This is a genomic window from Streptomyces sp. NPDC037100 (assembly GCF_055606225.1).
In genome coordinates this window covers 774,367-787,227 of the sequence record NZ_JBVJSX010000003.1, presented here as the reverse complement: position 1 = coordinate 787,227, position 12,861 = coordinate 774,367, and the positions used below count along the sequence as shown (strand labels likewise).

Annotated in this window: 11 protein-coding genes and 1 pseudogene; 1 reads left to right on the top strand and 11 read right to left on the bottom strand. The window is 72.1% G+C overall.

The genetic code is table 11. The features are described 5' to 3' along the window. Positions 1-312 precede the first annotated feature (312 nt). The 4 genes from ACZ7EG_RS13640 to bldG form a co-directional block, all read right to left on the bottom strand. A complete protein-coding gene (locus ACZ7EG_RS13640) occupies positions 313-903 on the bottom strand; it encodes a small secreted protein (RefSeq protein WP_471076728.1) in 591 nt (196 codons plus the stop codon). Between the two features lie 192 nt (positions 904-1,095). Next, a complete protein-coding gene (locus ACZ7EG_RS13635) occupies positions 1,096-3,501 on the bottom strand; it encodes a sodium-translocating pyrophosphatase (RefSeq protein ID WP_471076725.1) in 2,406 nt (801 codons plus the stop codon). A gap of 274 nt (positions 3,502-3,775) precedes the next feature. Beyond that, the gene (locus ACZ7EG_RS13630; RefSeq protein ID WP_471076722.1) at positions 3,776-4,213 is read right to left on the bottom strand and encodes an ATP-binding protein; all 438 of its coding nucleotides are present in this window, start codon (positions 4,211-4,213) and stop codon (positions 3,776-3,778) included. Between the two features lie 119 nt (positions 4,214-4,332). Further along, a complete protein-coding gene (bldG, locus tag ACZ7EG_RS13625; RefSeq protein WP_003991900.1) occupies positions 4,333-4,674 on the bottom strand; it encodes an anti-sigma factor antagonist BldG in 342 nt (113 codons plus the stop codon). Between the two features lie 78 nt (positions 4,675-4,752). Here bldG and ACZ7EG_RS13620 point away from each other — a divergent pair, with 78 nt between their 5' ends. Next, the gene (locus ACZ7EG_RS13620) at positions 4,753-7,281 is read left to right on the top strand and encodes a DEAD/DEAH box helicase (RefSeq protein WP_471076719.1); all 2,529 of its coding nucleotides are present in this window, start codon (positions 4,753-4,755) and stop codon (positions 7,279-7,281) included. Here ACZ7EG_RS13620 and ACZ7EG_RS13615 read toward each other — a convergent pair. The 7 genes and pseudogenes from ACZ7EG_RS13615 to ssd form a co-directional block, all read right to left on the bottom strand. Further along, positions 7,172-7,585 (bottom strand): annotated as a pseudogene (locus ACZ7EG_RS13615) (Rv3654c family TadE-like protein); the annotation flags it as partial. The gene ACZ7EG_RS13620 and the pseudogene ACZ7EG_RS13615 overlap by 110 nt on opposite strands. Positions 7,586-7,890: 305 nt before the next feature. Next, positions 7,891-8,250: a TadE family type IV pilus minor pilin gene (locus ACZ7EG_RS13610; protein ID WP_471076716.1), complete on the bottom strand. Its 360-nt coding sequence runs from the start codon at positions 8,248-8,250 to the stop codon at positions 7,891-7,893. Then, positions 8,237-8,446, bottom strand: a complete 210-nt coding sequence (locus tag ACZ7EG_RS13605; protein ID WP_351627428.1) for a DUF4244 domain-containing protein — start codon at positions 8,444-8,446, stop codon at positions 8,237-8,239. The genes ACZ7EG_RS13610 and ACZ7EG_RS13605 overlap by 14 nt, the downstream gene beginning before the upstream one ends. 70 nt (positions 8,447-8,516) lie before the next feature. Further along, positions 8,517-9,308 carry a type II secretion system F family protein gene (locus ACZ7EG_RS13600; RefSeq protein ID WP_471076712.1) on the bottom strand — a complete coding sequence of 264 codons (792 nt, stop codon included), beginning with the start codon at positions 9,306-9,308 and terminating at the stop codon, positions 8,517-8,519. Then, positions 9,305-10,177 (bottom strand): type II secretion system F family protein, encoded by an 873-nt coding sequence (locus tag ACZ7EG_RS13595; protein ID WP_471076709.1) that lies wholly within the window; start codon positions 10,175-10,177, stop codon positions 9,305-9,307. Before ACZ7EG_RS13595 ends, ACZ7EG_RS13600 begins: the two co-directional genes overlap by 4 nt. Continuing rightward, complete coding sequence (locus tag ACZ7EG_RS13590; protein ID WP_471076706.1) at positions 10,174-11,382, bottom strand: TadA family conjugal transfer-associated ATPase; 1,209 nt, start codon at positions 11,380-11,382, stop codon at positions 10,174-10,176. Before ACZ7EG_RS13590 ends, ACZ7EG_RS13595 begins: the two co-directional genes overlap by 4 nt. Further along, positions 11,379-12,482, bottom strand: a complete 1,104-nt coding sequence (gene ssd, locus ACZ7EG_RS13585; RefSeq protein ID WP_471076703.1) for a septum site-determining protein Ssd — start codon at positions 12,480-12,482, stop codon at positions 11,379-11,381. The genes ACZ7EG_RS13590 and ssd overlap by 4 nt, the downstream gene beginning before the upstream one ends. Positions 12,483-12,861 lie beyond the last annotated feature (379 nt).

Here is a 12,861-nt window from a genome sequence, read left to right as displayed (position 1 = left end):
CTCAACTCCGCCATGACCTCCGCCGATGCCGTGGCCTCTCAGCCCTGCGTGGCACCCGCCGACGTCGTGGCCTCTTCCGGCCTCGTGGCATCTCGGCTTCGGGGCAGTCCTCGCCGACCTCGTGGCCTCTCAGCCTCCGGACAGCCCTCGCCGACCTCGTGGCCTCTCAGCCTCCGGACAGCCCTCGCCGACGTCGTGGCCTGTCAGCCTCCGGGCAGCCCTCGCCGACCTCGTGGCCTCTCAGCCTCCGGGCAGCCCTCGCCGACGTCGTGGCCTGTCAGCCTCGTGCAGCCCCGCCGGCCTCATGGCCTCTCAGCTCTGCGTGGCACCCGCCGACGCCGTGGCCGCCTTGCAGCTGGACTGCTGGGCCATCGCCTGGCCGACTTCGCCCTCCTCCAGGTTCCTGAGGGCGTCGCTCCCGCTCTGGCTCAGCTTGTCCAGCTCGGTGGCGATGTCCTTCAGCCCGTCGGCGAACTTGCCCTGGTCCTTGGTGTCGAGCTCGTCGACCTGCTTCTTCAGGGAGGCGTACGAGGCGGAGATCGAGTTGAGCTCCTTGACCGCTTCCTTCTGCTTCTTCTCGCCGTTCTCGACGTCAGGCGCCCCGGCCTTGTTCACAGCGGTGCCGATCGCCTTGTAGGCGTCGGACATGTCCTGGAAGGCCTGTGCGTCGGTCTTCTGGACGTCCTTCGGCGTGCTGTTGTCCGAGGTCTCCTTCTGGATCGCGGCATTGGCCGACTCGATCTTCTTGGCCTGCGGCTGCACGGCGTCACAGACCTGCTTGGCCCAGGAGTCCAGCTTGTCGTTGCCGTCGTCGCCGCCGCAGCCCGACAGCGCCAGTACCAGTACCGCACCGCCGGACAGTGCGGCCGCGAGCTTCTTGTTCACCGGTTTGGTCCCTTCCATGGCTCTCGGCCCCGGAACATACACGCCAGATGCACGACAACCGCACGCCAGACGTCTATTAAGACCTTTTTGTAACCTTTTGCACCAAGCGAGAGAAGGCTCACGCGTGATCGTGTACCCACACAGCGCGGGCGGACGACACGCCAACGCGTGCCGCCCGCCCGCACCTTGAGCTGGGCTGGAGAAACCTCCCTACGAAACCACCGCCGGATCCGCCGATTTGGGCTCCGATCCGGCGTTGTCTTCGTCACCCATGGCGATTCCTCGCCGCTTTGAGACGTACACCGCCCCGGCGATCACGAGGAACGCGAGGACGGCGATCAGGATCCGTACCCCGATGCTCTTGTCCGGACCGTAGGAGAACTCGATCACCGCGGGCGCGATGAGCAGGGCCACCAGGTTCATGACCTTCAGCAGCGGGTTGATCGCGGGGCCCGCGGTGTCCTTGAACGGGTCGCCGACCGTGTCGCCGATCACGGTCGCCGCGTGGGCCTCGCCACCCTTGCCTCCGTGGTGGCCGTCCTCGACGAGCTTCTTGGCGTTGTCCCAGGCGCCACCGGAGTTGGCGAGGAACACCGCCATCAGCGTGCCCGCGCCGATCGCACCCGCCAGGAACGCGCCGAGCGGGCCGACGCCGAGCGTGAACCCGATGAAGATGGGCGCCATCACGGCCAGCAGACCGGGCGTGGCGAGCTCGCGCAGGGCGTCCTTGGTGCAGATGTCGACGACCTTGCCGTACTCCGGAGTCTCGCTGTAGTCCATGATCCCGGGCTTCTCCCGGAACTGGCGCCGCACCTCGTAGACCACGGAACCCGCCGACCGCGACACTGCGTTGATCGCCAGCCCCGAGAAGAGGAAGACGACCGCCGCGCCGGCGATGAGACCCACCAGGTTGTTGGGCTGCGAGATGTCCATCATCAGACTCATCGGGGCACCGTCCCCGCTGAGTTTCTCGCCCACGTCCCGCGCGCCGGTGAAGATCGCATCGCGGTACGACCCGAACAGCGCCGCCGCCGCGAGCACGGCCGTGGCGATGGCGATGCCCTTGGTGATCGCCTTGGTGGTGTTGCCGACCGCGTCCAGGTTGGTGAGCACCTGCGCGCCCGCGCCCTCGACGTCGCCGGACATCTCCGCGATGCCCTGCGCGTTGTCGGAGACCGGCCCGAAGGTGTCCATCGCGACGATCACACCGACCGTGGTGAGCAGGCCGGTGCCGGCCAGTGCCACCGCGAACAGCGCCAGCATGATCGACGTGCCGCCGAGCAGGAACGCCCCGTACACACCCAGACCGATCAACAGGGCGGTGTAGACGGCGGATTCGAGACCGACGGAGATACCGGCGAGGACGACGGTGGCCGGGCCGGTGAGGGAGCTCTTGCCGATGTCCCTGACGGGGCGGCGGGTGGTCTCGGTGAAGTAGCCGGTCAGTTGCTGGATCAGGGCGGCGAGCACGATGCCGATGGCCACCGCGACCAGCGCGAGGACCCGCGGGTCGCCGTCCTTGCCCACAATCGCGGTGTCGGTGACGCCGTCGAGCTCGGAGTACTTCCCCGGCAGGTAGACGAAGACGGCCACCGCCACCAGCACCAGCGAGATCACCGCGGAGATGAAGAACCCGCGGTTGATGGCGCTCATGCCGCTGCGGTCGGTGCGCCGGGGCGCCACCGCGAAGATGCCGATCATGGCGGTGATCACACCGATCGCCGGCACGAGCAGCGGGAAGCCGAGCCCGGCGTCGCCGAAGGCCGCCGAGCCCAGGATGAGCGCGGCCACCAAGGTCACGGCGTACGACTCGAAGAGGTCCGCCGCCATGCCCGCGCAGTCTCCGACGTTGTCGCCCACGTTGTCGGCGATGGTCGCGGCATTGCGCGGGTCGTCCTCCGGAATGCCCTGCTCGACCTTGCCGACCAGGTCGGCGCCGACGTCGGCGGCCTTGGTGAAGATGCCGCCGCCCACACGCATGAACATCGCGATCAGCGCGGCCCCGAGGCCGAAGCCCTCGAGCACCTTCGGCGCGTCGGCCGCGTACACCAGCACCACACAGGAGGCGCCGAGCAGGCCGAGGCCCACCGTGAACATGCCGACCACGCCACCCGTGCGAAAGGCGATCTTCATCGCCTTGTGCGAGACGGCGGTCAGATCCTTTTCCGGCTCGCCTTCGGCCGGAGTGGCTTCACGTGCCGCCGCGGCGACACGCACATTGCTGCGCACGGCGAGCCACATGCCGATATAGCCGGTGGCCGCCGAGAACGCCGCTCCGATCAGAAAGAACACCGAACGTCCGGCACGCTGACTCCAGTCGTCCGCGGGCAGCAGCATGAGCAGGAAGAACACGACCACGGCGAATACGCCGAGCGTGCGCAGCTGACGGGCCAGATAGGCGTTCGCGCCTTCCTGGACCGCTGCCGCGATCTTCTTCATGCTGTCGGTGCCCTCGCCGGCCGCGAGTACCTGGCGCACCAGGACGCCCGCGACCGCCAGTGCCGCCAGTGCCACGACCGCGATGACCACGATGAGAACGCGGTTGCCATCGGTCAGCACGGCGGCTGCGAGGTCGGTGGGATGGCCCGACTGTTGTGAGAGGGAAAGCCCCGCCATTCGTCCTCCTTGACGCTTGGGCTGAGCTCAAGATGTGGACGGGATTGTAGGTACCGGAACCTGATCAAAACAGAGCGCGATAAACGGAATTGGCCTTCCGAGGTAATGCCCTGAAAGCATTCTGAGGCTGCCGGAAGGCGCGCGAATGATCGTGAACGAATTCACGCGATGAACAGCACAGGAACCACTGTAAAGGCGAGCACTGACACCCGCACATGACGAAGGGCCCCACGGGTGGGGCCCTTCGGAAGAACGGGGATGTGCGGTGGCGCAATCAGACCAGAATCGTCGGCGGCGGCGTGGTCGGCCAGGTCATCTTGATCAGCCCGCCGTGCTCGCCCGCGCTGACCTCGACGTCGTCGACGAGTCCGCTGATGACCGCGAGGCCCATCTCGTCCTCGTCGGCCTCACCCTCGGGGCCGCCGGGTCCCGCGCCGGGAGCGCGGTCGCCGGCCACCGTGTGCGGAGCCTCGTCGCCGACCTCGATGGAGAACTGCTTCTCCTCCTCGATCAGCAGCACCTTCACCGGTGCCGAGATCCCGACGGTCTGGTGCAACCCGACTGCCCGGGTGCACGCCTCGCCGACGGCGAGCCTGACCTCGTCGAGGACGGCCTCGTCCACTCCGGCCCTGCGCGCCACCGCGGCCGCCACCAGCCGGGCGGTCCTGACGTGCTCGGGCAGCGCGCTGAAGCGGAGCTCAACGGTGGCCATGCATCCCCCTCGCAACTACGGGCGTGCTGTCGAGAGGCGCCGGGCCGCCGAAGCCCGGGCCCCCTCGGTCTTCTTTCGCCGACCATCGGCCGACCCGGGCACACGGCCCGGGACCGGCGTCAGTCGGTGGCCGCAACCGCTTCCTCGACCGAGGTGTGAATCGGGAACACCTTGGTGAGACCGGTGATGCGGAAGATCTTCAGAATGCGCTCCTGGTTGCAGACCAGGCGCAGGGAGCCCTCATGGGCCCGCACGCGCTTCAGGCCGCCGACCAGTACGCCGAGCCCGGTGGAGTCGAGGAAGTCCACGCCCTCCATGTCGACGACAAGGTGGAAACTGCCGTCGTTCACCAGCTCGACCAACTGCTCGCGCAGCTTGGGCGCGGTATATACGTCGATTTCGCCACCGACCCTGACGATCGTGCGATCGCCCATGGTTTCGGTCGACAGGGACAGGTCCACGGATCCTCCAGCACCTTGCTATCGAGCGGTCGCCCTAGGGGCATTCGGCTTCAGCCCCTGGACGCTTCGCCAGCCGCGATGGCATTCAATCACTTACCGGCAGGCGTGCACGACGCCTTGGCTCCATTGTCCGTCACTCCAGTGACACACTCGGTGCCGATGGCCAAGAATCACCGATCCGATCGAACCCCGACCGAGCCCGCCTCCCGGCCCGCGCCGGGCGTGGTCCTGGACCGGCTCGCGTCCGGTCCGAGCAGGGCTTCGCGCATTACTCATACGGAGCACTTGCCCCCACGTGAGGGTCGGCATGCCGTCTGGCCCGACCGGATCCGCGCGGAGGTCGTGGCGGCCGTGCGAGCCGCCGGCATCGAGCATCCCTGGGCCCACCAGGCACGGGCGGCCGAGCACGCCCTGGACGGCGAGTCCGTCGTCGTCGCCACCGGCACGGCCTCCGGCAAGTCCCTGGCCTACCTCGTGCCGGTCCTGTCCACCCTGATGGAGGGCGCGGAGGCCCCGAACGGCCGGGGCGCGACCGCCCTCTACCTGGCTCCGACCAAGGCGCTCGCGGCGGATCAGTGCCGGTCGGTGAAGGAACTTTCACACCCTCTGGGCCATTCGGTGCGCGCAGCCGTGTACGACGGCGATACTCCGTTCGAGGAACGCGAGTGGATCCGCCAGTACGCCAACTACGTCCTGACCAACCCGGACATGCTGCATCGGGGCATCCTGCCCTCCCACCCCCGCTGGTCCTCCTTCCTGAAGTCGCTGAAGTACGTCGTCATCGACGAGTGCCACACCTACCGCGGTGTCTTCGGCTCGCACGTCGCCCAGGTGCTGCGCCGGCTGCGCCGCCTGTGTGCCCGCTACGGCGCGTCGCCCGTGTTCCTGCTGGCCTCGGCGACGGCCGCGGAGCCGTCGGTGGCCGCCCGCCGCCTCACCGGCCTGCCGGTTCTGGAAGTGGCCGACGACGCCTCCCCACGCGGTGAACTGGTGTTCGCCCTCTGGGAACCGCCGCTGACAGAGCTGCACGGCGAGAAGGGCGCCCCCGTCCGCCGCACGGCCACCGCCGAGGCCGCCGACCTGCTGACCGACCTCACCGTGCAGGGCGTGCGCTCGGTCGTCTTCGTACGCTCCCGGCGTGGCGCCGAGCTGATCTCGGTCATCTCCCAGGAGCGCCTGGCCGAGGTCGACCGGTCCCTGACCCGGCGTGTCGCGGCGTACCGGGGCGGCTATCTCCCGGAAGAGCGCCGCGCTCTCGAACAAGCCCTCCATTCGGGTGAACTCCTGGGCCTCGCCGCGACGAACGCCCTCGAACTCGGCATCGACATCTCCGGCCTCGACGCGGTCGTCATCGCCGGCTACCCCGGCACGCGCGCCTCCCTCTGGCAGCAGGCGGGCCGGGCCGGACGGTCCGGGCAGGGGGCGCTGGCCGTCCTGGTCGCCCGTGACGACCCGCTGGACACCTTCCTCGTCCACCACCCCGAGGCCCTGTTCGACCAGCCCGTCGAATCGACCGTCCTCGACCCCGACAACCCCTACGTCCTGGCCCCGCACCTGTGCGCGGCCGCGGCGGAGCTACCCCTGACGGACGAGGACCTCGACCTGTTCGGCCCGGCGAGCGAGGGACTGCTCCCCCAGCTGGAGGCCGCGAAGCTGCTGCGCCGCCGGACCAGGGCCTGGCACTGGACCCGCCGCGAGCGCGCCGCCGACCTGACCGACATCCGCGGGGAGGGCGGGCGCCCGGTCCAGGTCGTCGAGACCGGCACGGGCCGGCTGCTCGGCACGGTCGACGCCGGCGCCGCGCACTCGACGGTGCACGAGGGGGCGGTCCACCTCCATCAGGGCCGCACGTACCTGGTGCGGTCGCTGGACCTCGAGGACTCCGTCGCCCTCGTCGAAGAGGCCGCCCCGCCGTACTCCACCGTCGCCCGCGACACCACGTCCATCTCCGTCCTGGAGACGGACGTGGAGATCCCCTGGGGCGACGGCCGCCTCTGTTACGGCTCCGTCGAGGTCACCAACCAGGTCGTCTCCTTCCTGCGCCGCCGGCTCATCACGGGTGAAGTCCTGGGCGAGACGAAGCTCGACCTCCCTCCTCGTACGCTGCGCACCCGCGCCGTGTGGTGGACCGTCACCGAGGACCAGCTGGACCGCGCCCGGATCAACCCGGAGATCCTCGGCGGCTCCCTGCACGCCGCCGAGCACGCGTCGATCGGCCTGCTGCCCCTCTTCGCGACCTGCGACCGCTGGGACATCGGCGGCGTCTCGATCCCGCTCCACCCCGACACGCTCCTGCCGACGGTGTTCGTCTACGACGGCCACCCGGGCGGCGCGGGTTTCGCGGAGCGCGCCTTCCACACCGCCCGGACCTGGCTGACCGCCACCCGCCAGGCCATCGCCTCCTGCGAGTGCGATGCCGGCTGTCCGTCCTGCATCCAGTCCCCCAAGTGCGGCAACGGCAACGACCCGCTGCACAAGAGGGGGGCGGTGCGGCTCCTCACGGTGTTGCTGGAGGGGGCACCGGAGGAGAAGGCACCCGCGGACGAGGCGCCCGAGCAGCCGCCGGAAGATCCAGCGGAGCCGCCGGAGGCCCCGCCCGCGCCCTGACCTCCACCGCGAACGGTCCGCGGCCCGACGCCGCCGTCACGTCCGAGATCTCCCCGGCGACCTCGCACCGCACGAGCCGCACGCCCTGCGCCCGGGCCACCCGGCCGGCCCGGGCGCAGGCCGCCGTGGCGCCGTCGGCCCAGTGGTCCGCAGCGGCGAGCGCCGCGAGGTCGGCACCGCCCGCCGCACGATGCCGGACGACGACGGCCTGCCCGAGCGCGAGAACGACACCGAACACCACGCACAGAACGGCGACGGCCCCGATACTCCAAACGGTGGCGGACCCCCGATCCGAACCCGCGCCACGAACGGCGGCAAACCGTCCGCCCGAACCCGCGCCACGAACGGCGGCAAACCATCCGCCCGAACCCGCGCCACGAACGGCGGCAAACCGTCCGCCCGAACCGCTCCTGCGAACAGCCGCGCACCCTCCGCCCGAACCGCTCTTGCGAACAACCGCGCACCCTCCGTCCGAACCGCTCCTGCGAACAACGCCGAACCGTCTGTCCGCGCCGGTGGTCCGAACTGCGGCCGATACCCGGCCCGAGCCGGCTCGTCCTCGGCGCCCTCTCACGTGCCAGCCCGAGCCGGCTCGTCCTCGGCGCCCTCTCACGTGCCCACCGCCTCCTCCACCGACGCCACGGCCTCCTCGCGCACGGCGAGGGACAGACCCCGCAACACCGGCGGCTCGGCCACGACCGTCACCCGGACGTGCTCCGCGTCCCGGCTGACCGTCACCTTCGCACCGGGCGGCGCCGCCTCGCGGGTCAGTTTCACGACCGCGCCGGGCGGGTCCTGGCGGGCCGCCGCACGCGCGCCCGTCCGCGCCGCGTCCACGCACTGGATCTGCGCTGCCACGACCAGCAGCCCCCACACCAGCGCCATCGCGAACATCACCAGCACCGGCAGCACCACGGCCGACTCCGCCGTGACGAACCCCCGGTCCGCTCCGCGCTCACATCCGCGCACTGAGGGCGTCCTTCACGATGTTCTGCAGTTCCGCGCTGACCGGGCCGCTCGTGACGACCTTGTAGAGCACCACGGCGAACGCCACCGCGGCGACGATTCCCATCGCGTACTCGGAGGTGACCATCCCCGCGTCCCGCCGCGCCGCACGCATCCCACACACCAGGGCACACAGCCGTGCCCGTACCGCCTGATACATCTCAACCCCCATAGGAAAGAGTCCGAATCACCACTGTTTGTCGCTCACTTGCTCCGAGTCCGTCGCCGCGTCACCCACCACCCCCTCCGAGCACCCCGCCCGCCAGTCCGATCACCACGGGCAGCACACCGACCGCGATGAAGGCGGGCAGGAAGCACAGCCCGACCGGTGCGCTGACCATCACGCCCGCTCGCCGGGCCCTGGCCGTGGCGGCGCGGCCCCAGTCGGCCCGGGCCTCTGCGGCGAGCCGCGCGACCGGCACCGCCGCGGGCAGCCCGGAGACATCGGCCCGTTCGAGCAGCCGGGCCAGCCCTTCGGCGCCCGGCACGGCACCCAACCGCCGCCATGCCGAGCCCGGTTCACCGCCCAACCGCACCTCCGCCGCACCCCGGGCAAGGGCATCGCCGACAGGGCCGCCCAAGGCCTCACCCACCGCCTGTGCCGCGAGCACCGGGCCGGCGCCCGCCGCGATGCAGGCCGCCAGCAGGTCGGCGGCGAGGGGCAGTTGCCGCGCCGCCTCTGCGAGGTCGGGGGCGCCGGGGTCCGCGTCGGCCGTTCCTTGTCCCGACCGCCACCGCCACACCCCCACCGCCCCGGCCAGTCCCACGGCGGCCCCGGCGAGGCCTCCGATCAGCACCCACCCGGCGCACGCCACGCCCACCGGAGCAAGCCACGTCCGTGCGGCCCCACGCCATGCCGGCCGCGAGACACGAACAGTCGCCTCCCGCACCCCTGACAGCCCGGTCAGTCGCCGGCGCATCCTCCGACGGCGCCGCGCGCGTACCAGCCGGCGCGCCAGCCATGCGGCGGCCAGCACGATCCCCACAACCACCCCCAGCCTGTGGACGACGTCCCCGCTCATGCCGCCGCCTCCGCGCCCCGCACGATCCGCCGCACCCACCACAGCCCCAGGCCCTCCAGCACCCCGCCGGCCGCCAGACAGCCCAGACCCGCCCCTGTGTGCAACAGGACGTGGAGGGGGTCGGCGCCGAGGGCGGTCCCGATGACAAGCCCCAGAGCAGGCAACCCGGCGAGCATCACCGCCGTGGCCCGGGCTCCCGCCAACTGGGCGCGGAGATCACACTGTTGGTCGCGTTCGGCGCGCAGGGCAGCCGCGAGCCGGTCGAGTCCGGCCGCGAGCCCCGCGCCCTGGTCCACGGCCACCCGCCAACACGCCGCGAGTCCGCGCAGGCCCTCGGCACCCGGTTGCCGTGCCGCCGTGGCGAGCGTGTCCGGCACGTCACCGCCGAACCGCGCCGCGGCCAGCACCGTGGACCGCGCGTCCGCGAGCCCGCCGCAGTCCCGGGCGGCCCGGAGCAGCGCCTCGCCCGGCTGGCGTCCGGCCCGCACCTCGCCGCCGAGCGCCCCGCACAACGCGATCACCGCGTCGGTCCGGCGCTCTCGGTCCCGCCGCTCCCGGCCGGCCAGCCGGGCCCGCCGCAGCAACGGCACCCCGGCCGCCCCCAGGACGACCGGCAGCACCGACGCTCCGAGCACCGCCAGTACCAGCCCGGCCACCGCCGAACACCACTCGGCCCGCAGCCGCCCACGGATGCGCCGCAGTTCACCGGCCGTGCGCCGCCAACCGAGGGGCCCCTTCCCTACGGAGCCGCCGTCCGCGAGCAACAACCGTGCCCGCCGTGCCGTCTCCTCGCGCTCGGCCAGCAGCCATACAGCCGCCCCCATGCACGCCAGGGCCGCACCCACCGACATCTCAGGCACCCCCGTCATGGCTCTCTCCCCTCGTCCGCACCCGGCTCGATCCCACTCGTCCCGCCCTTCAGCAGCCCCCTCAGCCGCTCCCATCCGCGCTCCCGCACGAACGCCTCCGGTCCCCACCGCAGCGCCGGCACCGTCCGCACCAGGCCCGACGCGTCCCGCTCGAGCACGTGCACCTCGGCGATCCGCCGCCGCCCGGCCCGGTCGCGCACCAGGTGCAGCACCACGGAGAGGGCGGCCGCCAACTGGCTGTGCAGTGCGGCCCGGTCGAGCCCCGCCGCCGTGCCGAGCGCCTCCAGCCGGGCCGGTACATCGGCGGCGGCGTTGGCGTGCACGGTCCCGCAGCCGCCTTCGTGGCCGGTGTTCAACGCGGCCAGCAGGTGCACCACTTCCGGCCCGCGCACCTCGCCCACGACCAGTCGGTCGGGCCGCATCCGCAGCGCCTGGCGCACCAGGTCCTCCAAGGTGACGAGACCGGCGCCCTCCTGGTTGGCGGGTCTGGTCTCCAGTCGCACGACGTGCGGGTGGTCGGGCCGCAGTTCCGCCGAGTCCTCGGCGAGGACGATCCGCTCCCCCGGGCCCACCAGCCCCAGCAGGGCACTCAGCAGCGTGGTCTTGCCGGTGCCGGTGCCGCCGCTGACGAGGAAGGACAGCCGGGCGTCGAGCAGGGCACGCAGCATCCGGTCCCCGCCCGGCGGTACCGTGCCCGCCGCGACCAGTTCGCCGAGCGTGAAGGCACGCGGCCTCACGACCCGCAGCGAAAGGCAGGCGCAGCCCACGGCCACCGGCGGCAGCACCGCGTGCAGCCGCGTCCCGTCGGGCAGCCGGGCGTCGGCCCAGGGCCGGGCGTCGTCCAGGCGGCGTCCGGCCACGGCGGCGAGGCGCTGGGCGAGCCGTCGCACGGCCGCTGCGTCCGCGAACCGCACCTGCGTCAGCTCCAGTCCGCCACCCCGGTCCACCCAGATCCGGTCCGGGGCCGACACCAGCACGTCCGTCACCGACGGATCGGCCAGGAGCGGCTCCAGCGGCCCGCTGCCGACCAGTTCGGACCGCAACTGCGCGGCGGCGCCCAGGACTTCGGTGTCGCCAAGGACCCGCCCTTGCTCCCGCAGGGCCTGCGCCACGCGCGCGGGGGTCGGCTCGGCCCCGCTCTCGGCCAGCCACCGCCGCACCCCGTCGAGCAGCGCCCCGCCCTCGAGTCCGGCCAGGGTGCTCACGTCGTACCCGCCTCGACGAGCGTGCGCTCCCAGAACTCCCTGCAGAACCGGGCCAGCGGTCCGCGCGGGGCGGCGCCCGGGGGTGCCGTGCCCTCGTCCGGGCGCGACAGGCCCGGCTCGACCGGCACCTCGCCGACCAGGGGCAGTCCGAGCAGCCGGGCCACGTCGCGGTCGTCCAGCCCCGGCGGGTACGGCCCGCGGACCGCCACTCGCAGGTCCCGGAGAACCATGCCGACCGCGGAGGCGACCCGCCCCGCGGCCGCGACGGCCCGCAGCTCGGCGGGCACCACCAGTACGCCCACATCCAGCTGGGAGAGGACCTCGGCGACGCCGTCGTCGATCCGGCGCGGAAGGTCGACCACGACGGCGCCGCCCCGGCGCCGGGCCGCCGCGAGCACCGCGCGCACCGCCTGCGGCGGGACCGCGATCCGGTCGCCACGGTCCCAGCTGAGCACCCGCAGCGCGTGCAGCTCGGGCAGCGACTCCTCAAGGGCTCCGCCGCCGACCCGTCCGCGCGAGGACGCGAAGGCGGGCCAGCGCAGCCCCTCGGCCGTCTCACCGCCGAGGAGTACGTCGAGTCCGCCGCCCAGCGGATCGGCGTCCACGAGGAGGGTCCGCAGTCCCTCCCGCGCGGAGGTGACGGCGAGGGCGCACGCAAGTGTGGACGCTCCGGCCCCGCCCCGGCCGCCGATGACGCCGACGGTGAGGGCGGGCCGCCCGACGCCCTCGGCGACGTCGGCGATCCGGTCGACCAGCCACTGCTCGCCGTCGGGCAGCATCAGGACGTGCTCGGCGCCGATCTCGACGGCCCGCCGCCACACTCCGGAATCGTCCTGGTCCCGGCCGACGAGGACGACGCCCCTTCTGCGCGCGGCGCCGCGTACCCGTCGCGCGGCGTCGTCGCCGACCAGGACGAGCGGTGCGGCCTCCCAGCTGCCTCTGCGCTCCGGCACCCCGTGGTGCACCTCGGGTGTGGCGCCGGCTGCCGCGCACAGGCGCAGCAGATCGTCGAGCAGTTCGGTGTCCTCGGTGACGATCAGCGGTCCTCCCTGCCGCCCTCCGGCGGCCGGCGGCGGATCGTGTGTGACGGTTCCGGCCACGGTTTCCAACCCCCTTCGCTGCACGACTCGCACGGCCCCTGCGGCCCCGCGATTCCCATACGTGGGAAGAACCGACAAGCGGCCTCCCTGTGAACGGCCGACAGAAACCGGCCGAACGCCCCCGGCTACTCGGAACCGGCCATGAACTCGCCGCGAGCGGGACGCGTTGGAATCACGGTGCAGCGATCCCGGAAATCGTGTGGATCTTGGTGGATAACTGTGGACGTACCGGAAGTTGTGAATATCGCCATCACCCATACCGGTGAGCCACTCAGGCCCTGCGCAGGACGCTCACAGAGCAGCCTGACAGCTACACACCGTGACAAGTCATGAGCATGACAAAGCTGCGCCGAGAGCCGCACCAGAGCGGCTGTGAGGC

Bases quoted from the DNA above. Each gene is read 5' to 3' on its own strand.
- ACZ7EG_RS13640 (WP_471076728.1), bottom strand. From the start codon at position 903: ATGGAAGGGACCAAACCGGTGAACAAGAAGCTCGCGGCCGCACTGTCC.
- ACZ7EG_RS13635 (WP_471076725.1), bottom strand. From the start codon at position 3,501: ATGGCGGGGCTTTCCCTCTCACAACAGTCGGGCCATCCCACCGACCTC.
- ACZ7EG_RS13630 (WP_471076722.1), bottom strand. From the start codon at position 4,213: ATGGCCACCGTTGAGCTCCGCTTCAGCGCGCTGCCCGAGCACGTCAGG.
- ACZ7EG_RS13620 (WP_471076719.1), top strand. From the start codon at position 4,753: ATGGCATTCAATCACTTACCGGCAGGCGTGCACGACGCCTTGGCTCCA.
- ACZ7EG_RS13605 (WP_351627428.1), bottom strand. From the start codon at position 8,446: ATGTATCAGGCGGTACGGGCACGGCTGTGTGCCCTGGTGTGTGGGATG.
- ACZ7EG_RS13600 (WP_471076712.1), bottom strand. From the start codon at position 9,308: ATGAGCGGGGACGTCGTCCACAGGCTGGGGGTGGTTGTGGGGATCGTG.
- ACZ7EG_RS13595 (WP_471076709.1), bottom strand. From the start codon at position 10,177: ATGACGGGGGTGCCTGAGATGTCGGTGGGTGCGGCCCTGGCGTGCATG.